The organism is Aliiroseovarius zhejiangensis (assembly GCF_014656375.1).
Classification (GTDB): Bacteria; Pseudomonadota; Alphaproteobacteria; order Rhodobacterales; family Rhodobacteraceae; genus Aliiroseovarius; species Aliiroseovarius zhejiangensis.
This window is the reverse complement of sequence record NZ_BNCH01000001.1, coordinates 207,024-230,936: the sequence shown is the minus strand read 5'-3', so window position 1 is coordinate 230,936 and position 23,913 is coordinate 207,024. Positions and strand designations below refer to the sequence as shown.

Annotated in this window: 20 protein-coding genes; 15 read left to right on the top strand and 5 right to left on the bottom strand. The window is 61.3% G+C overall.

Features of this window, described 5'->3' with window-relative positions; translation table 11 throughout:
- Nucleotides 1-6: 6 nt before the first annotated feature.
- The 3 genes from IE188_RS01050 to IE188_RS01040 all read left to right on the top strand — a co-directional run bounded on the left by IE188_RS01050 (nt 7) and on the right by IE188_RS01040 (nt 1,822).
- The gene (locus IE188_RS01050; protein WP_191284623.1) at nt 7-435 is read left to right on the top strand and encodes a GlcG/HbpS family heme-binding protein; all 429 of its coding nucleotides are present in this window, start codon (nt 7-9) and stop codon (nt 433-435) included.
- A gap of 76 nt (nt 436-511) precedes the next feature.
- Nucleotides 512-1,297 carry a gamma-glutamyl-gamma-aminobutyrate hydrolase family protein gene (locus IE188_RS01045; protein ID WP_191284622.1) on the top strand — a complete coding sequence of 262 codons (786 nt, stop codon included), beginning with the start codon at nt 512-514 and terminating at the stop codon, nt 1,295-1,297.
- A gap of 72 nt (nt 1,298-1,369) precedes the next feature.
- Nucleotides 1,370-1,822: a c-type cytochrome gene (locus IE188_RS01040; protein WP_191284621.1), complete on the top strand. Its 453-nt coding sequence runs from the start codon at nt 1,370-1,372 to the stop codon at nt 1,820-1,822.
- Between the two features lie 455 nt (nt 1,823-2,277).
- Here the strand turns inward: IE188_RS01040 and IE188_RS01035 are convergent, their stop codons facing one another.
- Together IE188_RS01035 and IE188_RS01030 are read right to left on the bottom strand one after the other, a co-directional pair.
- Entirely contained in the window at nt 2,278-4,323 is a 2,046-nt protein-coding gene (locus IE188_RS01035) for a Hint domain-containing protein (protein WP_191284620.1), read from the bottom strand.
- A gap of 272 nt (nt 4,324-4,595) precedes the next feature.
- Complete coding sequence (locus tag IE188_RS01030) at nt 4,596-5,744, bottom strand: pyridoxal phosphate-dependent aminotransferase (protein WP_191284619.1); 1,149 nt, start codon at nt 5,742-5,744, stop codon at nt 4,596-4,598.
- 232 nt (nt 5,745-5,976) lie between these two features.
- On the opposite strand from IE188_RS01030, the gene IE188_RS01025 reads away from it, so the two are divergent.
- Complete coding sequence (locus IE188_RS01025; RefSeq protein ID WP_191284618.1) at nt 5,977-6,735, top strand: DsbA family protein; 759 nt, start codon at nt 5,977-5,979, stop codon at nt 6,733-6,735.
- 90 nt (nt 6,736-6,825) lie between these two features.
- Nucleotides 6,826-8,214, top strand: coding sequence for an N-acetylmuramoyl-L-alanine amidase (locus IE188_RS01020; RefSeq protein ID WP_229836381.1), 1,389 nt, complete (start codon nt 6,826-6,828; stop codon nt 8,212-8,214).
- 73 nt (nt 8,215-8,287) lie between these two features.
- Here IE188_RS01020 and IE188_RS01015 read toward each other — a convergent pair whose 3' ends face one another.
- The gene (locus IE188_RS01015) at nt 8,288-9,718 is read right to left on the bottom strand and encodes a Glu/Leu/Phe/Val family dehydrogenase (RefSeq protein WP_191285279.1); all 1,431 of its coding nucleotides are present in this window, start codon (nt 9,716-9,718) and stop codon (nt 8,288-8,290) included.
- A 324-nt stretch (nt 9,719-10,042) separates the two neighbouring features.
- Between IE188_RS01015 and IE188_RS01010 the strand changes: the two genes are divergently transcribed.
- From IE188_RS01010 to IE188_RS01000, 3 genes are all read left to right on the top strand, one after another.
- Nucleotides 10,043-11,833 carry a TadE/TadG family type IV pilus assembly protein gene (locus IE188_RS01010; protein ID WP_191284617.1) on the top strand — a complete coding sequence of 597 codons (1,791 nt, stop codon included), beginning with the start codon at nt 10,043-10,045 and terminating at the stop codon, nt 11,831-11,833.
- Nucleotides 11,834-11,919: 86 nt separating this feature from the next.
- The gene (locus tag IE188_RS01005) at nt 11,920-12,456 is read left to right on the top strand and encodes a TadE/TadG family type IV pilus assembly protein (protein ID WP_191284616.1); all 537 of its coding nucleotides are present in this window, start codon (nt 11,920-11,922) and stop codon (nt 12,454-12,456) included.
- An 11-nt stretch (nt 12,457-12,467) separates the two neighbouring features.
- The gene (locus IE188_RS01000) at nt 12,468-13,130 is read left to right on the top strand and encodes a TadE/TadG family type IV pilus assembly protein (RefSeq protein ID WP_191284615.1); all 663 of its coding nucleotides are present in this window, start codon (nt 12,468-12,470) and stop codon (nt 13,128-13,130) included.
- Here IE188_RS01000 and IE188_RS00995 read toward each other — a convergent pair.
- On the bottom strand, nt 13,120-14,313 hold the full coding sequence (locus IE188_RS00995) for an exonuclease/endonuclease/phosphatase family protein (protein WP_191284614.1): 1,194 nt from the start codon (nt 14,311-14,313) through the stop codon (nt 13,120-13,122). The two genes, IE188_RS01000 and IE188_RS00995, sit on opposite strands and share 11 nt — an antisense overlap.
- Nucleotides 14,314-14,491: 178 nt before the next feature.
- On the opposite strand from IE188_RS00995, the gene IE188_RS00990 reads away from it, so the two are divergent.
- On the top strand, nt 14,492-15,403 hold the full coding sequence (locus IE188_RS00990; RefSeq protein WP_191284613.1) for a pirin family protein: 912 nt from the start codon (nt 14,492-14,494) through the stop codon (nt 15,401-15,403).
- A 1-nt stretch (nt 15,404) separates the two neighbouring features.
- Here the strand turns inward: IE188_RS00990 and kynU are convergent, their stop codons facing one another.
- Nucleotides 15,405-16,607: a kynureninase gene (gene kynU, locus IE188_RS00985; RefSeq protein ID WP_191284612.1), complete on the bottom strand. Its 1,203-nt coding sequence runs from the start codon at nt 16,605-16,607 to the stop codon at nt 15,405-15,407.
- A 143-nt stretch (nt 16,608-16,750) separates the two neighbouring features.
- On the opposite strand from kynU, the gene IE188_RS00980 reads away from it, so the two are divergent.
- The 6 genes from IE188_RS00980 (at nt 16,751) to IE188_RS00955 (ending at nt 23,884) form a co-directional block, all read left to right on the top strand.
- Complete coding sequence (locus IE188_RS00980; protein WP_229836378.1) at nt 16,751-17,209, top strand: methyltransferase family protein; 459 nt, start codon at nt 16,751-16,753, stop codon at nt 17,207-17,209.
- Nucleotides 17,210-17,386: 177 nt separating this feature from the next.
- The gene (locus IE188_RS00975) at nt 17,387-18,958 is read left to right on the top strand and encodes a Re/Si-specific NAD(P)(+) transhydrogenase subunit alpha (RefSeq protein ID WP_191284611.1); all 1,572 of its coding nucleotides are present in this window, start codon (nt 17,387-17,389) and stop codon (nt 18,956-18,958) included.
- Nucleotides 18,959-18,971: 13 nt separating this feature from the next.
- On the top strand, nt 18,972-20,405 hold the full coding sequence (locus IE188_RS00970) for an NAD(P)(+) transhydrogenase (Re/Si-specific) subunit beta (RefSeq protein WP_191284610.1): 1,434 nt from the start codon (nt 18,972-18,974) through the stop codon (nt 20,403-20,405).
- A gap of 101 nt (nt 20,406-20,506) precedes the next feature.
- Nucleotides 20,507-21,433: a DMT family transporter gene (locus tag IE188_RS00965; RefSeq protein WP_191284609.1), complete on the top strand. Its 927-nt coding sequence runs from the start codon at nt 20,507-20,509 to the stop codon at nt 21,431-21,433.
- Nucleotides 21,434-21,611: 178 nt separating this feature from the next.
- Nucleotides 21,612-22,781, top strand: coding sequence for a putative lipid II flippase FtsW (ftsW, locus tag IE188_RS00960; protein ID WP_191284608.1), 1,170 nt, complete (start codon nt 21,612-21,614; stop codon nt 22,779-22,781).
- Nucleotides 22,778-23,884 carry a UDP-N-acetylglucosamine--N-acetylmuramyl-(pentapeptide) pyrophosphoryl-undecaprenol N-acetylglucosamine transferase gene (locus IE188_RS00955; protein WP_191284607.1) on the top strand — a complete coding sequence of 369 codons (1,107 nt, stop codon included), beginning with the start codon at nt 22,778-22,780 and terminating at the stop codon, nt 23,882-23,884. The genes ftsW and IE188_RS00955 overlap by 4 nt, the downstream gene beginning before the upstream one ends.
- Nucleotides 23,885-23,913 lie beyond the last annotated feature (29 nt).

The following is a 23,913-nucleotide window of genomic DNA, read 5'->3' as shown; positions in this document are numbered from 1 at the left end:
AGACACATGAACAGGATTTCACTGGAGGCTGCGCGGGTTATCGTGCGCGAAACCCTGAACCATGCCGAAAAGGCCAAGATGAAACCACTTTCGGTCGCTGTGGTCGATGCGGGCGGGCATCTGATCGCCTTTGAACGCTCTGACGGGGCGCCCGCCGGTCGGTTCGATCTGGCGCGCGGCAAGGCCTATGGTTCGGTCATGCTGGGCATTGGCGGCACCGCACAGCGCGACCGCGCCGAGGCGCAGGCCTATTTCATCGCGGCGGCCAATGTGGCCTATGGCGGCAAGCTGGTCCCCGTGCCGGGCGGGTTCATCGTGCGCAACGCCGAAGGTGACGTCGTGGGCGGCGTGGGCGTGTCGGGTGACACCTCGGAAAACGATCTGGCCGCAGGCGAGGCGGGCATCAAAGCCGCAGGGCTGGTGCCGGAAGGGTAATCACGCGCCAAACCCGTTGTGCAGGCATCTGCGGTACAGTATCTTTCCGCACCTGAACAGATCACGCGGAGCAGGTATGACCCGACCGATCATTGGCATCATTGGCAACAGCTATCTGGTCAACGACCAATATCCGACCCATGCGGGCGGCACCATGAATTCCGAAGCCATTTCGCAGGTCGCGGGCTGCCTGCCGCTGATCGTGCCGTCGGACCCGCGCTTCGTGACGGTGGACGAGCTTCTGGACACCTGCGACGGGTTCCTGTTCACCGGTGGGCGGCCCAATGTTCACCCCGCAGAATATGGCGAGGACGAAACCGAAGCGCATGGCGAATTTGACCGCTGCCGCGACGCCATCACACTGCCACTGATCCGGGCCTGCGTCGATCGGGGCCAGCCTTTCTTCGGCATCTGCCGCGGCTTTCAAGAGGTCAACGTCGCCATGGGTGGCACGCTTTATCCCGAAATCCGTGACCTGCCGGGGCGGATGAACCACCGGATGCCACCTGATGGCACGCTGGAGGAGAAATTCGCCATTCGCCACGACGTGCATTTGCACGAAGGCGGCGTGTTTCATCAGTTGCTGGGTGCCACCTGCGTGCGCACCAACACCCTGCATGGGCAGGGGATTAAGACCGCCGGGTCGCGTATCGTGATCGAAGGTCACGCCGATGATGGCACACCGGAAGCCATCGTGATTCAGGACGCCCCCGGGTTCACGCTGTCGGTGCAATGGCACCCCGAATACAACGCCACGCAGGATCCCGTCTCGCAAATCCTGTTCCGTGCCTTTGGCGATGCGGCGCGGGACTGGTCGTCGCAGAAAGGGGCTGACCCCGCAATGCGCTCGTCGGTCGCCTGACCCTGACCTTTCGCTGTTGACCTTCCAGTCGATGGAACGCCCACGGTGGCGGTCAGACAAAAAGGAGATCACATGATTCGATCCAACCCAAAGCTGACCTATGCCGGTATCGCGGTTCTGGCCGCGGTTGTGGCAGGCTGGGCCCTGACCCGGACCGCCCCGTCCGATCAGAATGCAATGGGCGCAGGCGACACCGCCGCGCCGGGCGATCCACTCGTGCCGGTGAACATGCCGGCGCTGACCGATGCACAACAGATCGGCCAGACGGTATTCGTGGCCAAATGCGCCGCCTGCCACGGCACGAATGCAGGGGGTGTCGACGGGGCGGGACCCCCCCTGATCCACAAGATTTATGAACCGTCACATCATGCCGACATCGCCTTCTACATGGCGGCCGAACAAGGCGTGCGGGCCCATCACTGGAAATTCGGCGACATGGCCCCGGTCGAGGGGATCACCCGGGCCGAGGTGGCGAGCGTGATCGACTTCATCCGCGCGGTGCAGCGGGAAAACGGGATCAACTGACACCGCCCCGTCGCGGATCGGGGCCGTGTGACAGTCAAAACATCAGGTTTCGGTGCCGGGAGGATGGGGCATCTGTGCCTCGGGCATCCGCGACGGTTGTGGCATGCAGACCGTGGTGTCGGGATCCGACAGAATCGGTCCGCCAGGCCGCGCGGTAAACGGCCTCCCGCGATCCGCGCCGTTTCGACGCCCGCGCCTTTGATCGCATCCAGCGCCAAGGCACTTGTCGCGATGCCACCGGACTTTGCGAGGGTTTCGCAGAAGGCGTCCGTGTTCGCGAAACCAGCGCCGCTGAACGCGGTATCACGGCATCGGCACCCTGATCACCTTCCCATGGACTATCTGTCACCGGGGTTTCGCGGACAGCAATTCTGCACCCGCCGAACCCCGCAGCGCCCCAGTTTGCGCGGCGCGTTCGGTTTATGGTGCGCGATTGAGGGTTTGCGCGGGTGACGTTAGGCGACGCAGGGCAGGGCGCCTGCTTCAAACGCGCGCAAGACCGGGCGGGCCGTGTCGCCATAGTGGCACGGATCCGCGCGCAAGTCGGGGAACAGGGCAAACAACTCGTCCCGCGCGGCGGCGTCGATGGCCGCCAGGCCTTGGTGGCCGGGATGGAAGCTTTCAGTCGCGGCATTGTTGGCGAACACGACTTCGTGGCGGTCGAACATCATGTGGAAATAGGTCACCTGTTCCATCGGGGCCAGCACGGCGCCGCGACCGTCCAACAGGTGCTTGGCGGGCACCATCACTTCGCGTTCGGCAAACAGCAGGCTAGCCTCGTAACCGGCGAAAACCATGCGGTGCTGTGGCGAGACCAGAAGCGGCCGGTCATTCCCGAACCCACCCGGCGCGATCCGGATCGGGGCCAGGTTGCCGGTGCCGGATACGGTCTTCTGGCCCATCCAGCGGATCGGCTGCAGCCCATTGTCACGGGTCACGACCATATCTCCGGGACGCAAATCCTGAACGGGGCGTTCCCCGCGGTCGGTCAGAATCATGGTGTCCGAGGTAAAGCAGATGATGACGCTTTCGATATTCGTGAAGGTCAGCACCGTGCCATCGGACAGGGTCGCGGTGCCGTTTTCCGAATTGCCCGGATCGAACACCACATCGTCCCAGTCGTCGACAAGGTGGTTCAGATAAAGCGTGTCGGTGTCACCATCATCATCATCTTCGCCACCGTCGATGGTGATGGTTGGCCCCGATCCGTCCAGTGCGGTTGCCGCATCCAGGTTGAAAATGTCTGACCCGGTGCCGCCCGATGCGGTGTCACCCGCCGCCACGTTCAGCGTATCGCTGCCCGCACCGCCATCCAGCGTATCAGCCCCCAATCCACCGGTCAGCGTGTCATCGCCGCCTTGGCCATAGATCGTATCTGCCCCATCGCCACCGTCGATCGTGTCATCGCCGCCGGTGTCCGTGGCCTCGGGCGGAAGTATGTCAAATGTCATGTTGCCGACGCCGAACATTCCGCTGCGGGCTACGCTTTCACCATTGTCGAACACGAAGGTGATATCCGACAACGGGCCGGGAATCGTGACAGTGACGGAATCGTCCGCCCCGCTGGTTTCGACCCCGTTGCTAGCTGCGCCATCTGCATCCACCTGTCCGCCGGACACCGAATGCAACCCGTCAAGGTCCGAGAAATTGATCGTGATCGGTTTTCCATCGGCATCGGTTGCGGTGATCGTGATGCGGTCGTCCCACCCCCCAGCCGAGAAATCGAGGTCATATACCTCGAACGAGACATTTTCGACCGGCGTGTCGAAAGACATGGTCGTCGTGATCGGATCGGTGACGCCGCTGACCCACAGACCGGGCTCTGATGGTGACCCATTCGAGGTGGCCGTCGCGGTCTGGCCGCTGGTGGATGTGTTGGTCGATATCGCGACATTCACGGTTTGCGTCGTGCCGGATACCGCGAATGTTCCATTGGACGATGCTGATCCCCAATTCAGTGTCGCGGGATCGGGCGTGGCGGGTTCGTTGTCACCATAGATGACATCGTCGCCAGCCCCGCCATCAATCGTATCGTTCCCATCACCACCATAGACAGTGTCGTTGGCCGCGCCCGCAGCGATGGTATCGTTGCCTTCATACCCATAGATGATGTCGTCATTGCCGCCTGTGCTGATGCTGTCGTTGCCATCGACAACATCACCATCCTCGTCGACGAAGGTGTCGTCGATGACATCATCGCCGCTGGTGCCGGTCAGGATGCCGTCATTTGTGGAATAGGCGGGGGCAGACACGACCGAAGATGACGAAATTGTGTCAACGGGGCCAAGGTCAGGTACGAAATACACGTTACCATCTGAGGCCTCGTAATAAACGCCGGGTTCAACCTCGTTAGTGTAAGTGCTGCCACCATACGTACCCGACCACACCCACTCGCCTGCACCAATGGAGGATGCCGTGGTAAACGTGACAAGCGGATCACCGATACTGTCGCCAGCATCCAGAGAATTGTCACCAAGCTGTACCAAATATCCTTGTGGCATACGCTAACCCAACCAATCGTTACTACTGATCCGAAACCGCCATCTTTCTGCGCTTTGTTCTAATTAAACAGCATCCGGGCTAAGAAAAGGCTAAAAGGTGCAATGAACGCCTCATTTTGCAGTTTGGGCCATCCTGCGTTTTCTTTTTGGTGAGAAGAACGCGCGATAATTGAAACGACCAGAGAATTGTCAATCAGTTATGGAAAATCAGGGCCCTACCATCAGGCCCAAGTTGATGCGACAACAGCGCGATTCGCTGCGATCTGAACGCTTTATGCACGCCGCCTTCTGGACATGAACCTCGCCAGCCGCGCCAACCCTTCGCGAATTTCATCCGTTGACCGGGCATAGGAAAAGCGCAGTGTCTGATGCCCGCGCACCGGATCGAAATCCAGACCGGGGGTCACCGCGACGCCTGCCTTGTCGAGGATTTCAGCAGCCAGCGCACGGCTGGCATCGGTCAGGTCGCGAATATCGGCATAGATATAGAACGCCCCGTCGGGTGGGGCGATCTTGTCGAACCCGATCCTGGGCAACTCCTCGATCATCAACTGGCGGTTGGTGGCATAGGTGGCGAGGTTCGCGTCCAGCTCGTCACGCGCCTCCAGCGCGGCGAGGGCGGCGATCTGGCTGGCATGCGAGGGGCAGATGAACATGTTCTGGGCCAGCCGTTCGATCAGGCGCACATGGTCTTCGGGCACGATCATCCAGCCCACCCGCCAGCCGGTCATCGAGAAATACTTGGAAAAGCTGTTGATCACGTAAATGTCGTCGGAGACTTCAAGCGCCGAGACCGCGCGCCCCTCGTATTGCAGACCGTGATAGATCTCGTCGGCAATGAAACTGGTGCCCTGCGCGTGGCAGGTGCCGATCAGCCCTTCAAGGGCCGCGTGATCCAGCATCGTGCCCGACGGGTTGGCGGGCGAGGCGGTGATCAGCCCGGCCAGATCGCCGGGGATCTCGGACGGGACAGGTTGCAGGCGGTTTTCCGCGCGGGTCGGAATGCCCACGGGGGTAAGGTTCAGGGCCTTCAGGATTTGCCGATAGGACGGATATCCCGGCTCACCCAGCCCCACCTTGTCGCCCGCGTCAAACAGCGCGGTGAAGGCCAGGATGAAAGCCCCGGAACTGCCCGGAGTGACCACAACGCGGGTGGGGTCGATTTCCAGATTATACCAGTCTTTATAAAGTCTTGCGATGCCTTGCCGAAGTGCCGGAAGGCCCAGTGAGACGGTATAGCCCAACGGCTCGCCTTTCATCGCATCCGCCAGCGCCTCGCGGGCTTTCGTGGGGGCCGGGGTCGACGGCTGACCCACCTCCATGTGGATGATGTCACGGCCCGACGCTTCGGCGGCGCGGGCGGCCTCCATCACATCCATGACGATAAACGGATCGACAATGCCGCGGGTCGAGCTTTTCATGGCAACATCCTTTTGCTGTGCGCCCGTCTGGGTGCCTTCCATACGGGGTAAAGTCAATGCCGTCCGCGTGCGGATTATGTCGCAGCGCCCACAGGCAGACGACTGGTTGGCAGTGTCGCGCCAATCGCGTAAATGCGGGGGTGATCGCGGGATTGTGCAGTTACGGGGCACACCCGGCTGCTAGAATAATTGCGCAACGAACTGTGCGCCAAAACAGGAACGGACGAACGACATGAATTTCCTAAGGCCCCTGGCCCTGACCTCTGCGCTGACCTTCGCAATGGCCCTGCCGGGCACCGCGCTGGATCTGACCAGCATGACGGATGACGAACGCAACGCTTTTCGCGACGAGATTCGCGCCTATCTGCTGGACAATCCCGAGGTGCTGATGGAAGCCATCGGCGTGTTGGAGCAGCGCCAGGCCGAGGCACAGGATGCGATGGATGCGGATCTTGTGAAGGTCAATGCCGATGCGCTGTTCAACGATGGGTTTTCCCACGTTTCGGGCAATCCTGATGGTGACATCACCATCGTCGAGTTCGTCGATTACCAGTGCGGATATTGCCGCAAGTCCTATGACGTCCTGCAAGAGCTTTTGGAAAAGGACACCGGTGTGCGCCTGATCCTGAAAGAGTTTCCAATCCTCAGCGAAGCCAGCATGTTGTCGGCCCGGTTCGCGATTTCGGGCCAGTTGCTGGCGGGCGAAGATGCCTATGCCAAGCTGCACGATGCCCTGATCACGCTACGCGGGCCGGTCACGACCGAAAGCCTGATCGCGTTGGGGGATGAGCTTGGGCTGGACGGGCAGGCGATTGCCGACGGGATGGATGCGCCCGAAGTGGACAGGGTTCTGGCCGAAAACCGGGCGCTGGGGCAGCGGTTGCAGATCACCGGTACGCCGGCCTTCGTGATGCACGATACAATGGCGCGCGGTTACATGCCGCTGGAGCAGATGGAACAGATCATCGCCGAGAAACGCGAAGACAGCTGAACGCGCATTGCCTGTTCAATTTGGGCTGACCTTCCGGGCGGAGCTTGGTAAGCTTCGTCCAAAGGAAAGCTCGGGCAGGGTTGCTGGAACATGACGACATGGACGACGGGCAGGGCGGGGGCAGCCCTGCTGGCGGCAGGATATTTTGCGCTGGTGACTGGCATGGCCAGTGTCGCGATGGGGCAGGACAGTGCCGCCCCTGCAACATCTGTGCAGCCCGAGCCGCGACCACATAGGGCGACGGATGGTGCCGCACCCTCTGACCCGTCAGCTGTGCCCCCGGCAACCCCGCCACGGCCAAAGCACGCGGCGCAGAAGCTGACAGGGCTGGCCAGACTGGCCGGGGCAGGGGTCACGATCACCGACCGCTGGCGGGGCGCGGCGGTCACGATCGAGATGACACGCGCCGTGCCCTGGCGAGTGTTTACGCTGGACGACCCACAGCGCGTCGTGTTGGATTTTTCCGAACTGGACTGGTCCGGGCTTGATACCGGTGCCCTGCGCGACATGTCCGAGCGCGTGGCGGATCTGCGCGCGGGGCTGTTTCGCCCCGGCTGGACGCGACTTGTCCTGACCCTGTCCGCCCCGATGGTTGTGGAAAACGCCTGGATGACCAGCCCCGATGGCGAGGGCGGGACAGCCGTCCTGTCCCTGGACCTGGCGCAATCGTCACCGGAAGAATTCGCCGCCACCACCGGTGCGCCGGACAGCGCTGTGTTCACCCCCGTCACGCCGCGCCCGATGCCATCGCCCAAGACGCGCCAGACCGGGTTTGGCGACCTTGTGGTGGTGCTGGATCCCGGCCATGGCGGCATTGACCCCGGCGCCGAGCGCGAAGGCGTGGTCGAGGCCGATCTGATGCTGACCTTTGCCCGGCAGTTGCAGGAGACGCTGTTGCGCTCGGGCGGGTTCAAGGTCGTTCTGACCCGTGACAGCGACATCTTCGTCCCGCTGGAGGAACGGGTGACCATTGCCCGCCGGGCCGGGGCCGACGTGTTCCTGTCGCTGCACGCGGATGCCCTGGCACAGGGGCGGGCCACCGGGGCGACCGTCTATACCCTGTCGGACGCGGCCACCGATGCCGCCTCGCAATCCCTGGCCGAGCGGCATGACCGGGAGGACATTCTGGCCGGTGTCGATCTGACCCGCCAGTCGGACGAGGTGGCATTGGTCCTGATGGATCTGGCGCGCACCGAGACCACGCCACGTTCCGAAGCCCTGGCCGACGCTCTGGTGGAAGGGATCCATTCGGCAACCCGGTCGACCTATAAAAGCCCGCGCATGAAGGCGGGGTTTTCGGTGTTGAAGGCGCCCGATATTCCGTCCGCCCTGATCGAACTGGGATTCCTGTCCTCGCCCCGCGACCGCAAGCTGTTGCAGGATGAAAACTGGCGCAGGCAGGCGGCCGAGGGCATACGTGATGCCCTGCAATACTGGGCCTTGCAGGACGCGGCGAAAAGCGACCACCTGCGCCGGTAAATCAAATATCGTCAGCAGGTTACGCTGCCGCCTTGATGCAGTCCGCAAAGGCGGCAGCCGGGGGTCGCTGGGGTCAGAGACCCTTGGCGCGGTAGCTTGCCGCCACGCGCTTGATCGCCACGATATAGGCCGCCATCCGCAGATCATCCACATCGTCGCGGGCATGCCAGACCTCGCGCATGTCCTGATAGGCGGTGCGCATCGTGTCATCCAGACCCGACCGGACCAGTTCCAGCTCGTCCGCGCCGCGCAGGTATTTTTCCTTGAACTGCGGCGTCATCGACCAGGCATCGCCCAGATAGCGGTCCAGCCGCTCCAGTTCGTCCACCACAAGTTGGTGGCGTGCCTCTTCCTGGCGGCGCTGCATCCGGCCAAAGCGGATATGGCTCAGGTTCTTGACCCATTCAAAGTAACTGACCGTCACACCGCCTGCGTTGGCATAAAGGTCGGGAATGATCACCGTGCCCTTCTTGCGCAGAATTTCGTCCGCACCCGAGGTCAGCGGGCCGTTCGCGGCCTCGATGATCAGAGGGGCCTGAATGCGGTCGGCGTTGGTCAGGTTGATCACCCCTTCCAGCGCGGCGGGGATCAGGATGTCGCACTCGGCTTCCAACACCTTCGCGCCGTCCTCAAGATACTTGGCGTCGCCAAATCCCTTGACGCAACCGTGCTGGACAATCCATTGGTGCACTGCCTCGACGTCCAGCCCATCTTCGTTCACCAGGGCGCCGTCCCGTTCGATGATGCCGGTGATTTTGGCCCCGTCTTCTTCCGACAGGAACTTGGCCGCGTGGTAGCCCACATTGCCCAACCCCTGCACGATGATCCTTTTGCCGTCCAGCTTGCCCTCAAGATTGGCGATCTTCACGTCTTCGGGATGGCGGAAGAACTCGCGCAGGGCATATTGTACGCCGCGCCCGGTGGCCTCGACCCGGCCGGAAATGCCGCCCGCATGAGTGGGCTTGCCGGTGACACAGGCGCGTGCGTTGATGTCGGTGGTGTTCATCCGGGCATATTGGTCTGCGATCCACGCCATTTCGCGTTCGCCGGTGCCCATGTCGGGGGCAGGGACGTTCTGCGATGGGTTGATCAGGTCGCGCTTGGCCAGTTCATAGGCGAAGCGACGGGTGATCAGTTCCAGCTCGTGTTCCTCGTAATCGCGGGGTTCGATGCACAACCCGCCCTTGGACCCGCCAAACGGCGTCTCCACCAGCGCGCATTTGAAGGTCATCAGGGCGGCCAGCGCCTCGACCTCGTCCTGGTTCACCGCCGAGGCATAGCGAATGCCGCCCTTGACAGGCTCCATATGTTCGGAATGGACCGAGCGATAGCCGGTAAAGGTGCGGATTTCACCCCTGAGCCGCACGCCAAACCGAACGGTATAGGTCGAGTTGCAGACCCGGATCTTCTCTTTCAAACCTGTGGGAATATCCATGAGCGCGACCGCGCGGTCGAACATCAGGTTCACGGAATCGCGGAAACTCGGCTCTTTGATGTTAGCCATATCAGCCATTTTTCATACCCCTGCGTACTTTGCTGCACTGCCGCAGAATCGATTTTCGGCGGCGTTTCTTTGAACAGGTTAGGCCTAATCGGCCCCAATGCCACCCCGGTTTCCCGTGCCATTGGTTCGACATCCAATGCAAAACCGTGCTCAGGCGGCTTTCTGTTTTTAAGCTGCGGACAATCAGGCGTATTTGGGCGAGTTTGCTCGCTTTCGTAAAGAAATTGCCTTAGTTTTGCCATAGCTTTCGAATTATTATCGAAAGATTAAAAAGTTAGTACGTGTGAATTGGTACCGTGCGGGGGCATGGGAAGGGAGATCGACATGAAGCGCCGGAACGACTGCTTGGGCGGTTTCAAATCCAGTGTGGCGGGCCTGTTGCGACGGGGTCGGCTCAACACTTTCGCCCGCGAGGAAGACGGGGCGATGTTCATCCTGACGATGTTCCTGTTCATGACCCTGCTGATCGTTTCGGGCCTGTCGATTGACCTGATGCGATATGAAATGCAGCGCACCCGCTTGCAGGCCACGCTGGACCGTGCGCTTCTGGCCGCGGCCCACCCGGATCAGGAAAACGACCGCAAAAGCGTGGTGATGGATTACTTCAAGCGCGCGGGCCTTGATGGGTTCATCAAACCGGAAGACGTTGTGGTGACGGTGAAGTCGGACGGCACCATGGTGTCGGGCTACGCCAAGATGGATGTGCGCACACCCCTTCTGGACAATCCGTTTCCCTTCCTGCCATCGACCGGCGTCAGTTACCTGAGCGCGCCCGCAGCAGGCGCGGCGGCCAAGGTGAACGCGCTGACCGAGATTTCGCTGGTGGTGGACGTGTCCGGGTCGATGGGCAATACATCCACCACGGGCAATTCCAAGATTTACGAGCTGCGCAAGGCCGCGAAGGAGTTTTCGAACCTTTTGTTGTGCAATCCGAATGACGGAACGACCTCGACCAATTGCACGATCACGCACAAGAAGACATCGCTGTCGCTGATCCCCTATTCCACACAGGTGAATGTCGGGCAGACGCTCTTGACGAAGTTCACCCGGCAAGACGCCCAGACCGATGCCTATTGCGCGACCTTCTATCCCGATGCGACCTTCCGGTCCGCCTATGTCGATCCGGACGTCCCGTTGCGCCAGGCGGCGAAGTTCTATCGCTATGGCGGCAATTACAAAAGCAACAACAGCGATGCCTATCTGTCTTGCCATACGGACAGTTGGCGCGAGGTTGTGCCTTTTGAGGATTCGCCGACCCAGATGGAAGCGAAGATCAATGCCCTGAGCGCAGAAGGTGATACCGCGATCGACATCGGTTTGAAATGGGGTTCGGCGCTTCTGCATCACAAGGCGCAAACGGTTGTGTCGGCGCTGATCGACGATGGTGAAGTCGATGCAGCCTTCGCGGGCCGCCCGTTCAATCCGGCCACCACATCTTCGTCGAAGTTCCTGGTGCTGATGACCGATGGTCAGAACACCAACCACCACCATCTGTTTGATGGATACCGGACCGGACCGTCACCCTTCTGGCTGAACACCTATAATGACCGGGACATCATGTCGGTCTATAAGGCTGATACAAACAAGTATATGTGGTTCCTGCCGGCCACAGGCGAAACACGTTGGGAAGAACACCCGTATGGCAAGAATGGTCGGAACGACTGCTTCTGGTCCAGCCGACATGGCAGAAATTACTGTACGCCCACGCGCTCAGAATTTGATAGCTATACCAGCCAACTGACCTGGCAGGAGCTCTGGAAGAAGAAATACACCTGGGGCTTCGTCGAGAGATTTGACTGGCTGTTGCCGGCAAACAAGAACGCGCCCGGTCGCCTGATCTCGAACAGCAATGACTCGGACGGCAATGGCACCCGCGACATCGACCAGCGCCTGCTGGATCAATGCACGGCGGCCAAGAACGCGGGCATTACCATCTATACGATCGAGATGGAAACCCCCGACACGGCGACAGATGCGATGCAGAAATGCGCGTCCACCAAGGTTGGCGAAAGCGGCAAGCCCGAGCTTCTGCATTACAAGGTCAGCGCCTTGGACATCGGCAAGGTGTTTTCGAAAATCGCGGCGGATATCAACAAGTTGCGGCTGATCAACTGACGGTCGTGAGCACAGGTTACGGGAACGCCCACGGGGCAGGCTATCTGGAAACAGGAGCGTCCTGACAGGACAACGGAACAGTACGAATGAAACGGGTATGTAAACAGATCTGGCACAGGTTGCGCGCACGCGACGGCAATACGACCATCGAGTTCGTGATGTGGTTTCCGTTCTTCCTGACCCTGTTCCTGACATCCTTCGAACTGAGCATCTATGGCATGCGGTCGATGATGTTGGAGCGGGCTGTTGATGTGAACGTCCGCGGCATGCGTTTGGGCACAAACCGCCCCGAGGACATGACCGTCCTGAAGAAAAACATCTGCGAAGACACCATCCTGTTTCACGATTGCGAACGGGAAATGACCATCGACGTGCGCAAGATCGACGGGGTGGGGTGGACCCTGCCCACCGGGCCGATTGAATGTGTCGACCGGGCAAACGACTATAAACAGCCGGAGAATGTGGAATACGGGCCGGGTGGTGGTGGAGATCTGCTGCTGATCCGTGTCTGTGTGAAGAAAGACCCGTTCTTCTTCACGACGCCCTATGTCATGGGCCTGCCGCGCGACAAGTCCGGCGCGGTCGCGATTGTTGCCATGTCAACTTATGTGAATGAACCATGAGGGCAGGGACGATGTTTAGCAATCTGATGACACTCCTCGCCTCCGGTGGCCGCACGGTGCGGCGCGCACGGGCGGGCTTGCGCAAATTCGCGCGGGTCGAGGCCGCATCAATCACGGTCGAAAGCGTGATCATCCTGCCTATCCTGCTGTTCGGACTGATGGCGACCTATACTTATTTTGAGGCGTATCGCCGCCAAAGCCTTGCACTGAAAGCGAATTATGCGATCGCCGACTACCTGTCGCGGCTCCACTCGTTCGACCGCACGACGCTGGAAGGGCTGGATGAGCTGTTCGAATACATGTCCGGGACCAGGGAAGGCAGTTGGGTGCGCGTCACCGTCGTGGAATGCAACCTTTCGCCAACACGCTGCAACGACGAATATCCGCGCGAACTGGGAAAGGGTCTGTCAAAAACCAGCTTCAACAGCGGTATTTACAACCACACCCGCACCACAATGCGCGAATATCTGGGGCCGCATATTCCCAAGATGTACAGGGGCGAGAAACTGATCGTGGTGGAAACGGTCGCGAAATACGTGCCACCCTTCCCTGTGCGGTGGACCGGCATCTATCCGCGCGATCTGGTGAATGTCACCGTGACCAGCCCGCGCGAATATGACGGTCTGTGCTGGAAGGCCCAACCGGATGACTGCCCGCTGCCGCCTACGTCGTGAACCGGGTCTGATCTGACGCGGGCCGGGGCAGCCTGACCCAGATCGGCATGTGATCGGACAGATCATGTGCGAAACGGTTATAGTCCGGGGTGCCGTCTGGCAGTCGGCCGGGGCCAGCCTCGGTGAACAATTGCACGAAATCGAACATGCCGTAATTGAACTGGTCTAGCCCAAGCGTGCCCGCCAACCCGTTATGACGCCCACGCGGCAGGCGTGTATCATCGGCCAGCCACGCGATGTGGTCATAGGTCTGGGTGCGCCGTGCGTTGGTGTTGAAACTGCCATCCAGGAACGGGAAGTTTACCTTGGCATCCAGCCGCCGCTTGGCGTTGATCCCGGTCACATAGTTTTCGATCCCGATCCGCCGGTCGGCGTTCGAGCTGTCGAAATCCATGTTCAGATCCCCCATGATCAGGATGATCTTGCGCCGTTCGCCAACCGTTTTGCGGCTGTCATGCAGAAGCCACTCCAGAAGCGCAAAGAACTCCTGCTCCCGCTCGTTCTTCTTGCCGGACACCAGATGCGCGTTGACGGCATAAAACTCGTATTGGCCATCCGGTCCGCCGATCACGAACTCGACAAGATAGGGGCTGCGGATGAACTGCACGAATTTGGAAAACTGTGACCCCATCAGGCGGGTGGTGTTCTGCACCCAGTTCATCAACTGCTCAAGATAGCCGGGGTCGTCCTGACCCGGCACGCTGGTGTCAAAGGAGGCTTTCAGCGCCTCGTTCATGTTTGCGGCGATCGCGGTGCGGTCATAGGACAGATCCGAGGCCAGATGCCCCAACCGCACCCGGTCCTCGCGATATAGAAAAGCAAACCGTTCCGACATACCCTTGTAACCAGGACTGCGGCCCGTCACATCGCTGTAAATCACGTTGTGAGAACCGCCCAATGCAGTGATCAATGCTTCCAGCGCGCCCGTCTTTTCCTGCTGTTCCTGAATGGCCAGCAGATCGGCCTGCGCGGCGATGCGTTCAATCATCCGCGTGGCGCCCGCGCTTTTCTTCAACCCGTCCCGGTCGGCAACCGCTCCGAACTTGCGAATGTTCCACGACATCAGGATCACGGACCCGTCGCGCCGTTCCGGCAGGCCATAGGCTTCTGGGTTTTGGGCAAGGGCTGCGTCCAGATGTGCCTCGATCTCTCGCCATTCGGTGTCGGTAAAATGCTGGGCCATGGGTGCCTCAATCCATAAACTAATGCTGCAAGTATAGCAGGAAACGGCTCTGCGCGCTTGCCCCGAAGCGATTTGTGCAAAAATGCAGAGGTGCTGTTAAGCTGCGCGCAATTGCAGATCAAGCGTGCCGTGCCTAGGTTAAGACCAACACCACATGACCTTCTGAAAGGGGGATACCATGTCCATTCGTCCCGTTTTGTCAGCCACGCAGTCGAAACCCACGCTGGAAGGCGCGGGTGTGCACCTGCACCGAGCCTTCGGCTTTCACGAGCCGGAAGCCTATGACCCGTTTCTGTTGTTCGACGATTTCCGCAACGACGATCCGCGCCTGTCGGAAAAGGGCTTTCCATGGCACCCGCACCGGGGGATCGAGACGATCACCTATGTGCTGGCGGGCGAGGTGGAACACGAAGACAGTCTTGGCAATGCCGGTCGCCTTGGCGCGGGGGATATCCAGTGGATGACGGCCGGGTCCGGCATCATGCATCAGGAAATGCCACATGCGAACGCGCGCGGGCAGATGCATGGGTTCCAGCTTTGGGCCAACCTGCCGCGCGATCTGAAGATGACCGCGCCGAATTATCAGGACGTGCCATCGGCAGAGATCCCGGTGATCGAGGAAGATGACGGCACCAAGGTCCGCGTCATCGTCGGCGATTTCTGGGGCAAGTCTGGCCCGGTCGACGGGATCGCGGCGGACCCGCTGTATCTGGATATCACGGTACCCGCCGGTGTGACCAAGACCTTCCCGGTGGACACGCGCCGTCAGGCCTTCGCCTATGTGTTCGAAGGCGCGGGCGCGTTCACTGATGCTGCCGCACCCCAAGGTGTGCTGCTTGAAAAAGAGGTGATGGGGCAAGAGGTCAACATCCGCGATTTGTCCGGCAACCGCACCGTCGTGCGGTTTGGGGCAGGGGATGACGTGCGGGTGCAGGCCGGGCCGGAGGGCGTACGCTTCTTGCTGGTCGCAGGTGCGCCGATCCGCGAGCCGGTGGCGTGGCATGGCCCGATCGTGATGAACACCAAGGACGAGCTGCGCCAGGCGATGGCCGATCTGCGCAACGGGACGTTCATCCGCCCCGCGCATTGAATTATGTCACGGCGGCCCGGGCGTGATACTCGGGCCGATCCCACAAACGGTGCGCCATAATATCGGCCAGCGTGGCAATCGCCCGATCCACGTCGCCTTCGTCAATGTAGAGCGGGGTGAAGCCAAAGCGCATGATGTCTGGCGCGCGGAAATCCCCGATCACGCCGCGCGCGATCAGCGCCTGCATGGCGGCGTATCCATGGTCAAACCGAAAACTGACCTGAGAGCCGCGCATCGCCGCGTCGCGCGGGCTGGCAAGGGTCAGGTCCGGGCAGGTCGCCTCGACCCCCTCGATGAACCGCTCGCACAATTCAACCGACCGGGTCCGCAGGGCGTCCATGTCGACCTGATCCCAGATATCCAGCGCAGCCTCCAGCGCCGCCATCTGCAGAACCGGCGGGGTGCCGACGCGCATCCGGTCGATGCCGGGACCGGGGCGATAGTCGGGATCGAATGCAAATGGCGCGTCGTGGCCCAGCCACCCTGACAGAGCTGGTTGCACCTGATCGGCCAGTCGGGGCGCCACATAGATGAACGCGGGCGCGCCGGGTCCGCCATTCAGGTATTTATAGGTGCACCCGACCGCGAAATCCGCATCCGTGTCGCTGACATCCACTGCAAAAGCGCCCGCCGAATGGGCCAGATCCCAGATCACCAGCGCGCCAACCTCATGCGCCGCGCGGATCAGGGCGGGCATGTCGTGCCGCCGCCCGGTGCGATAATCGACTTCAGTCAACATCAGGACGGCAAGGTCATCGCCGATGGCGTCGATTTGTGCGGCGACGTCCTCGGGGGCAGGGGTTTCAATCCGGTGGCCTTGGTCCAGCGACCGCACCAACCCTTCGGCCATGTAAAGATCGGTTGGAAAGTTTCCGCTGTCAGACAGGATCACACGGCGGTCGGGGCGCAGCTCCAGCGCCGAGGCCAGCGCCTGATAGACCTTGATTGACAAGGTGTCGCCCACCACCGTCGTGCCCGGCGCCGCGCCGATCAGCCGCCCGATCCGGTCGCCCAGGGCGCGTGGCTGGTCCATCCAACCTGCCTTGTTCCACCCGGTGATCAGCATCTCGCCCCATTCATCGCGCAGGCAGGCGGCCATCCGGTCTTGTGCGGCGACGGGCAGGGGGCCAAGCGAATTGCCATCCAGATAGGTCACGCCGTGGGGCAGGGAAAACAGGGGTCGGGTCGCGTTGAAATCGGTCATGTGATACCTCGTCGCCGGGTTTTCGGAAGGGTAGGGATTTTCACCTTTGGGGCAAGACCAATCGAGGCGCGAATGCCGTTGCACATCCCGGTCCAGACGTTACAACATTCTTCAATGAATACGACCCAGGGGCGCGTCTTCGCATGACCCATCTTCTGCGCTGGCTTGACATGCCGCCGGTCTGGCTGGCCCTGATGATCGCGCTGGCCTATGGGCTGGACCGGATCGCACCGGGGCTGGGCTTCGGGCTTGAGATAACACGCGGGCTGGGCAACCTGCTGATCGTGCTGGGGCTGGGTCTGCTGGGGGCGGCGATCTGGCAGTTCCGGCGCGCCCGAACCACGGTCATTCCGGGCGAAGAGCCGTCCGCGCTGGTGCAGCACGGCCTTTATCGCTGGACACGCAACCCGATCTATCTGGGCGACGCGATGATCCTGACAGGTCTCATACTCAGGTGGGATGTGCTGCCGGCGCTTCTGCTGGTGCCGGTGTTCACCACCATCATCACCAAGCGGTTCATTTTATGGGAAGAAGCGGCACTGAGGGCCAAATTCGGCCCTGCATTCGACGACTGGGCCGGACAGGTGCGCCGCTGGATCTGACAGCCCTGCTGCAAAGCAGCATTGCCCTGCGATGGGGAAGCGCGTATTGAAACAATATTGTCGCAATACGCTCCGTAACGATAGCATCTTGCGCCTGAGCCGCGTATAGGATGCACAGGAAACCGCCGGGACCGGGGATGCCCCACGGTCGGCACACGACGGGAGAAGGAAGAGACTGTGAAGATCGGTGTACCCAAGGAAGTATTCGAGGGCGAGAACCGGGTCGCAATGACCCCGGACAGCGCCAAAATGCTGCAAAAGCTGGGCTATGACTGCGTGATTGAAACCAAGGCCGGTGCGGCCGCGGGATTCTCGGACGCAGCTTACAAAGAGGCGGGGGTCGAGGTTGTCAAAACCGCCGCTGCGCTCTGGAAGGCTGCGGATATCATCGCCAAGGTGCGTCCGCCCACTGATGCAGAGCTGAAACGGCTGTCGGCAGACAAGACGCTGATCAGCTTCTTCAATCCCGGTGGCAACGAAGCGGGGATGGAAAAGGCCAAGGCGTCCGGTGCGACTGTCATCGCGATGGAAATGGTGCCGCGTATTTCACGGGCACAGAAGATGGACGCGCTGTCGTCCATGGCCAATATCGCGGGCTACCGCGCGGTGATCGAGGCGGGCAATAATTTCGGCCGCTTCTTTACCGGACAGGTGACGGCGGCAGGCAAAGTGCCCCCCGCCAAGGTTCTGGTGGTCGGGGCCGGTGTGGCGGGTTTGGCCGCGATCGGCACGTCCACATCGCTGGGCGCGATCACCTATGCGTTCGACGTGCGACCTGAAGTGGCCGAACAGGTTGAATCGATGGGGGCCGAGTTCGTTTACCTCGATTTCGAGGAAGACCAGCAAGACGGCGCGGCCACGGGCGGCTATGCCTCGGTCTCCAGCCCCGAGTTCCGCGAGGCGCAACTGGCCAAGTTCCGCGAGCTTGCCCCGGAAATGGACATCGTGATCACCACCGCGCTGATCCCCAACCGCGAGGCGCCCGAGCTGTGGACCGAGGACATGGTGAAAGCCATGAAACCCGGATCCGTCATCGTCGACCTTGCGGCCGAGAAGGGCGGCAACTGCAAACTGACCGTGCCGGACGAGAAGATCGTGACCGACAATGGCGTGACCATCATCGGCTATACCGATTTCCCGTCGCGCATGGCCGCGCAGGCGTCCAGCCTCTATGCCAACAACATTCGTCACATGATGTCGGATCTGACGCCTGACAAGGACGGCAAGATCAATCACGACATGGAAGATGACGTGATCCGCGGCGCGACCGTCACCCATCAGGGCGAGATAACATTCCCACCTCCGCCGCCCAAGGTGCAGGCGATTGCCGCCAAGCCCAAGGCTGCGATGAAAGAACTGACGCCCGAAGAGAAAAAGGCGCAAGAGCTTGCCGCGTTCAAGGCACAGACCAAACAGCAATTCACCCTGCTGGGTGTGGGCGGTGCGCTGATGCTGCTGGCAGGGCTTTATGCGCCAGCCAGCTTCATGCAGCACTTCATCGTGTTCGTGCTGGCGGTGTTCGTCGGCTTCCAGGTGATCTGGAATGTCTCGCATTCGCTGCACACGCCGCTGATGGCGATCACCAACGCCATTTCGTCGATCATCATTCTGGGTGCGCTGATGCAGATCGGGACGGGGTCCTTCCTTGTCATCCTGCTGGCCGCGCTGTCGATCTTCATGGCGGGGATCAACATCTTCGGTGGCTTCCTCGTGACACGGCGGATGCTCGCCATGTTCCAGAAATCGTAAGGAGTAGAGGGTTATGGAATTTGGTTTCACCACAGCCGCTTATGTTGTCGCGGCAGTTCTTTTCATCCTCTCGCTTGGCGGTCTTTCGGGGCAGGAAAGCGCGAAACGTGCCGTGTGGTATGGCATTGTCGGTATGGCGCTGGCAATCTTAGCCACGCTGGTTGGCCCCGGCTCTGGCCTGTGGGTTCTGTCGATCATCCTGATCGCTGGCGGCGGTGTCATCGGCACTTATGTCGCGCAGAAGGTCCAGATGACCGAGATGCCGCAGCTTGTGGCCGCGATGCACTCGCTGGTCGGTCTGGCGGCCGTGTTCGTGGGCTATAACGCCCATATCGAGCTGGGCAATGTGCTGGCGATGAGCGACGAGGCCCGCCACGGGCTTGAGGGCTTCGCCGCCCTGCTGGCCCATAAAACACCGGTCGAGCAGAACATCCTGCGGGTCGAGCTGTTCTTGGGCGTGTTCATCGGTGCGGTGACGTTTACCGGGTCGGTCATTGCCTATGGTAAGTTGGCGGGCAAGGTGACATCGGCGGCGGAGAAGCTGCCCGGGGGCCATATGCTCAATGCCAGTGCCGCGATCCTCTCGCTGGTCTGCCTGATCTGGTATTTCAACACCGGGGGCTTCCTGCCTCTGTTCATCATGACGCTGGCCGCTTTCTTCATCGGCTATCATCTGATCATGGGCATTGGCGGCGCGGATATGCCGGTCGTCGTGTCGATGCTGAACAGCTATTCCGGCTGGGCCGCGGCAGCGATTGGTTTCTCGCTGGGCAACGATCTTCTGATCGTGGTTGGCGCGCTGGTTGGTTCGTCGGGTGCGATCCTGTCCTATATCATGTGCAAGGCGATGAACCGGTCGTTCATCAGCGTGATCCTGGGCGGCTTCGGCGGCTCGGCCGGTCCCGCGATGGAAATCGAGGGCGAGCAGATCGCCATCGACGCCGAAGGTGTGGCGGCGGCTTTGGAAGACGCCGACAGCGTGGTGATCATCCCCGGCTACGGCATGGCGGTGGCGCAAGCTCAGCAGAACGTGGCCGAACTGACCCGCCGTTTGCGTGCCAAAGGCAAGAATGTGCGCTTTGCGATCCACCCGGTCGCGGGCCGTCTGCCCGGTCACATGAACGTGCTGCTGGCGGAAGCCAAAGTGCCTTATGACATCGTGCTGGAAATGGACGAGATCAACGACGATTTCCCGGACACGGATGTCGCCATCGTCATCGGCTCGAACGACATCGTAAACCCGGCCGCTCAGGAAGACCCCAACAGCCCCATCGCCGGCATGCCGGTGCTGGAATGTTGGAAGGCCAAGCAGGTCTTCGTGTCGAAGCGCGGGCAAGGCACCGGCTATTCCGGCATCGAGAACCCGCTGTTCTTCAAGGAAAACACGCGGATGTTCTATGGTGACGCCAAGCAGTCGCTGGACACGCTGTTGACGATGATCAACTAAGCCAGCGCAGACCAAGTCAAACGCCCCCACGAAAGTTGGGGGCGTTTTTCGTTTCACGGGTCCGGCTTCCAACCGTTAGGCAAACGCGCTAAGCGAGGGGGATGAACCCTTCGCGCGGTATCGCATTGAAACTCGGCTCGGTGGCGTTCTTCATCTCGCTTCAGACGATGGTGAAGGCGGTGTCAGGTCATATTCCAGCGGGCGAGGCAGTGTTCTTCCGCTCGCTCTTTGCGCTGCCGGTCATTCTTGGCTGGTTGGCATACGAGGGGCGGTTGCACAGCGCCCTGCGCACCACGAACCCCTGGGGGCATATCAGCCGCGGCACCGTCGGCGTGCTGGCCATGGGGCTGAGCTTCACCGCGCTTGGCTATTTGCCGCAGACCGAGGTCACGGCGATCTTCTATGCCGCACCCATCATCACAGTGGTGCTTGCCGCGATCTTTCTGGGCGAACAGGTGCGCATGGTGCGGATCGGCGCCGTTCTGGCCGGGTTGGTTGGCGTCCTGGTGATCCTGTGGCCGCGACTGGAGGGGTTTGGCGGCAGCGGCGAAGATGACACGCTGCGCGCCTTCGGCGCGATACTGGCCCTGATCGCCGCCTGTTGCGTGGCTGTCGCGAAGATCCTTGTGCGCAAGTTGGTGGGCATTGATCCACCCTCGACCGTGGTGATCTATGCCTCGCTCACGGCGGTGTTTCTGTCGCTGCTGACCGCGCCCTTCGGTTGGGTCTGGCCCACGGGGTGGGAGTTCGCGCTGTTGCTGGGGGCCGGGCTGGCCGGGGGGGTGGGGCAACTGATGCTGACCACGGCCTATACCCATGCCGATGCCTCGACCATCGCGCCGTTTGACTATACCTCGATGATCTTCGCGCTCGCGTTCGGACATGTCTTTTTCGGAGAGCTGCCGACGCTTCAAATGCTGGCAGGGGCGGGCATCGTGGTCTGCGCCGGGCTGGTGATCATCTGGCGCGAAAGCAGGCTGGGGCGCGACCGGTCAACCTCACGCGCGGTCAGCCCGCCCGGCAGTTGATCGCGCACCGGGGTCGCACGTGGCGCGAATTCTCTGGAAAACCAATGAAAAGCTGGCTATCCTGTGCGCAATGACCCGCATCAGACGGGCGAATGAGGATCAGCGGCAGAGATAACCCTAAAATGGGGGCTGCTGTTGGTAAAAACGAGCGGTACAGACAAGTGGCAGGCGTTTTCCCATGACAGAGATGGTATATGGCGCGGTTCCCGCGCGCGACGGCGACCCCATTCTTCCCCGGTGGTGGCGCACGATCGACAAGTGGTCGGTGTCCTGCATCCTGATCCTGTTCGGGATCGGCATTCTGCTGGGGCTGGCGGCGTCGCCCCCCTTGGCCGAACGCAACGGGCTTGAGCATTTTCATTACGTGCAACGTCAGTTGATCTTCGGCGTGACCGCGCTGGTCACACTGTTTGCCACGACGATGATGAGCCCCCGCATGGTGCGCCGGCTTGGCGTGCTGGGGTTTGTGATCGCGCTGGTTGCGGTGATGCTGCTGCCGGTTCTTGGCACCGATTTCGGCAAGGGTGCCGTGCGGTGGTATTCACTGGGCTTTGCTTCGATCCAGCCGTCCGAGTTTCTGAAACCCGGTTTCGTCGTCGTTGCCGCGTGGCTGATGGCTGCAAGCCAGGAAATCAATGGCCCGCCGGGGCGCTCGATGTCGCTGGGGCTGGTGCTGGTGATCGTCGGCTTTCTTGCGCTGCAACCGGATTTCGGGCAGGCCGCATTGGTGCTCTTTGGCTGGGGTGTCATGTATTTTCTGGCCGGTGCGCCGATCCTGTTTCTGGCGGCTGCTGCCGGGGTGGTCGTGTTGGGCGGGATGTTCGCGTATAGCAACTCCGAGCACTTTGCCCGCCGCATCGACGGGTTTCTGAGCCCGGATGTGGACCCGACAACGCAGCTTGGCTATGCCACCAACGCGATCCGCGAAGGCGGGTTCTTCGGCGTCGGTGTGGGCGAGGGGCAGGTGAAATGGTCGCTGCCGGACGCCCACACGGATTTCATCATTGCGGTGGCCGCCGAGGAATACGGGCTGATTCTTGTTCTGGTCATTATCGCGCTCTATGCCACCGTGGTGGTGCGCAGCTTCCTGCGCCTGATCCATGAACGCGACACGTTCATTCGGCTGGCAGGATCCGGACTGGCCGCCATGTTCGGCGTGCAGGCGCTGATCAACATGGGGGTCGCCGTGCGCCTGTTGCCGGCCAAGGGCATGACCTTGCCTTTCGTCAGCTATGGCGGCTCGTCCCTGATTGCGGGGGGGATTGCACTTGGCATGCTTTTGGCGTTTACCCGCACCCGGCCACAGGGCCGTATGCAGGACGTATTCGCAAGCAGGCAAGGACGATGAGCGACGCCAAACCTCTTCTCGTCATTGCCGCCGGGGGCACCGGCGGCCACATGTTTCCCGCACAAGCCTTGGCCGAGGCGATGCTGCGCAAAGGCTGGCGGGTGAAGCTGTCGACCGACGCGCGGGGCGCGCGCTACACGGGTGGCTTTCCCCATGTGGTCGAGATCGAAGAGGTCTCGTCCGCGACCTTCGCGCGCGGCGGGATGCTGGCCAAGGCGCTGGTGCCTGCCCGGATTGGCGCGGGCATCATGGGCGCGATCCTGAAAATGCGCCGCGACAAGCCCAAGGCGGTTGTTGGTTTCGGCGGCTATCCGACGATTCCCGCTTTGTCTGCGGCCAAGGTGCTGAACCTGCCGCGCATGATCCATGAACAAAACGGCGTGTTGGGGCGGGTCAACAAGATCTTCGCCACGCGCGTCAACGCGGTGGCCTGCGGCACCTGGCCGACCGAATTGCCCGAAGGCGCGAACCCTGTCTATACCGGCAATCCGGTCCGGGCGGGGGTGCTGGCCCGTGAAACCGCGGGCTATATCGCGCCGGGCGATTATCCCATGTCGATCCTTGTCATTGGCGGATCACAGGGTGCGCGCGCCTTGTCAGATACGGTGCCACCTGCCATTGCCGCGTTGCCCGAGCGGCTTTTGCAGCATATCTCGGTCAGCCACCAGGCCCGCGAAGAAGATATGGAGCGCGTCAGCGCCTTCTATACCGAACATGGTATCCGCGCCGATGTGCAACCCTTCTTCACCGACATTCCGCGCCGCATGTCCGAAGCCCAACTGGTGATCAGCCGGGCTGGTGCGTCCTCGGTGGCGGATATTTCAGTGATCGGCCGCCCCTCGATCCTTGTGCCCTATCCGCATGCGACGGATGACCACCAGACCGCCAACGCGCGCGGGTTGGTCGAGGCAGGTGCTGCGATCCTGATCCCCGAAAGCCGTCTTGACGTGGACACGCTGTCCGCGCAGATATCGACCGTTCTGGAAAACCCCGACGGCGCGATGCGGATGTCACGCGCCGCTAAAGCACAGGCAAGGCCAAACGCGACCGATGCGTTGGTGGAGCTGGTTGAACATCTGGCGGGTGTCTCCCAAACGACCTGACCGACCGCAGACAAGGCCGGACAAATCGC

Coding starts and splice junctions, on each gene's coding strand:
- IE188_RS01025 (WP_191284618.1), top strand. CDS start 5,977: ATGAATTTCCTAAGGCCCCTGGCCCTGACCTCTGCGCTGACCTTCGCA.
- kynU (WP_191284612.1), bottom strand. CDS start 16,607: ATGACCGATTTCAACGCGACCCGACCCCTGTTTTCCCTGCCCCACGGC.
- ftsW (WP_191284608.1), top strand. CDS start 21,612: ATGACAGAGATGGTATATGGCGCGGTTCCCGCGCGCGACGGCGACCCC.
- IE188_RS01050 (WP_191284623.1), top strand. CDS start 7: ATGAACAGGATTTCACTGGAGGCTGCGCGGGTTATCGTGCGCGAAACC.
- IE188_RS00990 (WP_191284613.1), top strand. CDS start 14,492: ATGTCCATTCGTCCCGTTTTGTCAGCCACGCAGTCGAAACCCACGCTG.
- IE188_RS01020 (WP_229836381.1), top strand. CDS start 6,826: ATGACGACATGGACGACGGGCAGGGCGGGGGCAGCCCTGCTGGCGGCA.
- IE188_RS00955 (WP_191284607.1), top strand. CDS start 22,778: ATGAGCGACGCCAAACCTCTTCTCGTCATTGCCGCCGGGGGCACCGGC.
- IE188_RS01030 (WP_191284619.1), bottom strand. CDS start 5,744: ATGAAAAGCTCGACCCGCGGCATTGTCGATCCGTTTATCGTCATGGAT.
- IE188_RS01040 (WP_191284621.1), top strand. CDS start 1,370: ATGATTCGATCCAACCCAAAGCTGACCTATGCCGGTATCGCGGTTCTG.
- IE188_RS01010 (WP_191284617.1), top strand. CDS start 10,043: ATGAAGCGCCGGAACGACTGCTTGGGCGGTTTCAAATCCAGTGTGGCG.
- IE188_RS01035 (WP_191284620.1), bottom strand. CDS start 4,323: ATGCCACAAGGATATTTGGTACAGCTTGGTGACAATTCTCTGGATGCT.
- IE188_RS00980 (WP_229836378.1), top strand. CDS start 16,751: ATGACCCATCTTCTGCGCTGGCTTGACATGCCGCCGGTCTGGCTGGCC.
- IE188_RS01005 (WP_191284616.1), top strand. CDS start 11,920: ATGAAACGGGTATGTAAACAGATCTGGCACAGGTTGCGCGCACGCGAC.
- IE188_RS00970 (WP_191284610.1), top strand. CDS start 18,972: ATGGAATTTGGTTTCACCACAGCCGCTTATGTTGTCGCGGCAGTTCTT.
- IE188_RS00965 (WP_191284609.1), top strand. CDS start 20,507: ATGAACCCTTCGCGCGGTATCGCATTGAAACTCGGCTCGGTGGCGTTC.
- IE188_RS01015 (WP_191285279.1), bottom strand. CDS start 9,718: ATGGCTAACATCAAAGAGCCGAGTTTCCGCGATTCCGTGAACCTGATG.
- IE188_RS00995 (WP_191284614.1), bottom strand. CDS start 14,313: ATGGCCCAGCATTTTACCGACACCGAATGGCGAGAGATCGAGGCACAT.
- IE188_RS01000 (WP_191284615.1), top strand. CDS start 12,468: ATGTTTAGCAATCTGATGACACTCCTCGCCTCCGGTGGCCGCACGGTG.
- IE188_RS01045 (WP_191284622.1), top strand. CDS start 512: ATGACCCGACCGATCATTGGCATCATTGGCAACAGCTATCTGGTCAAC.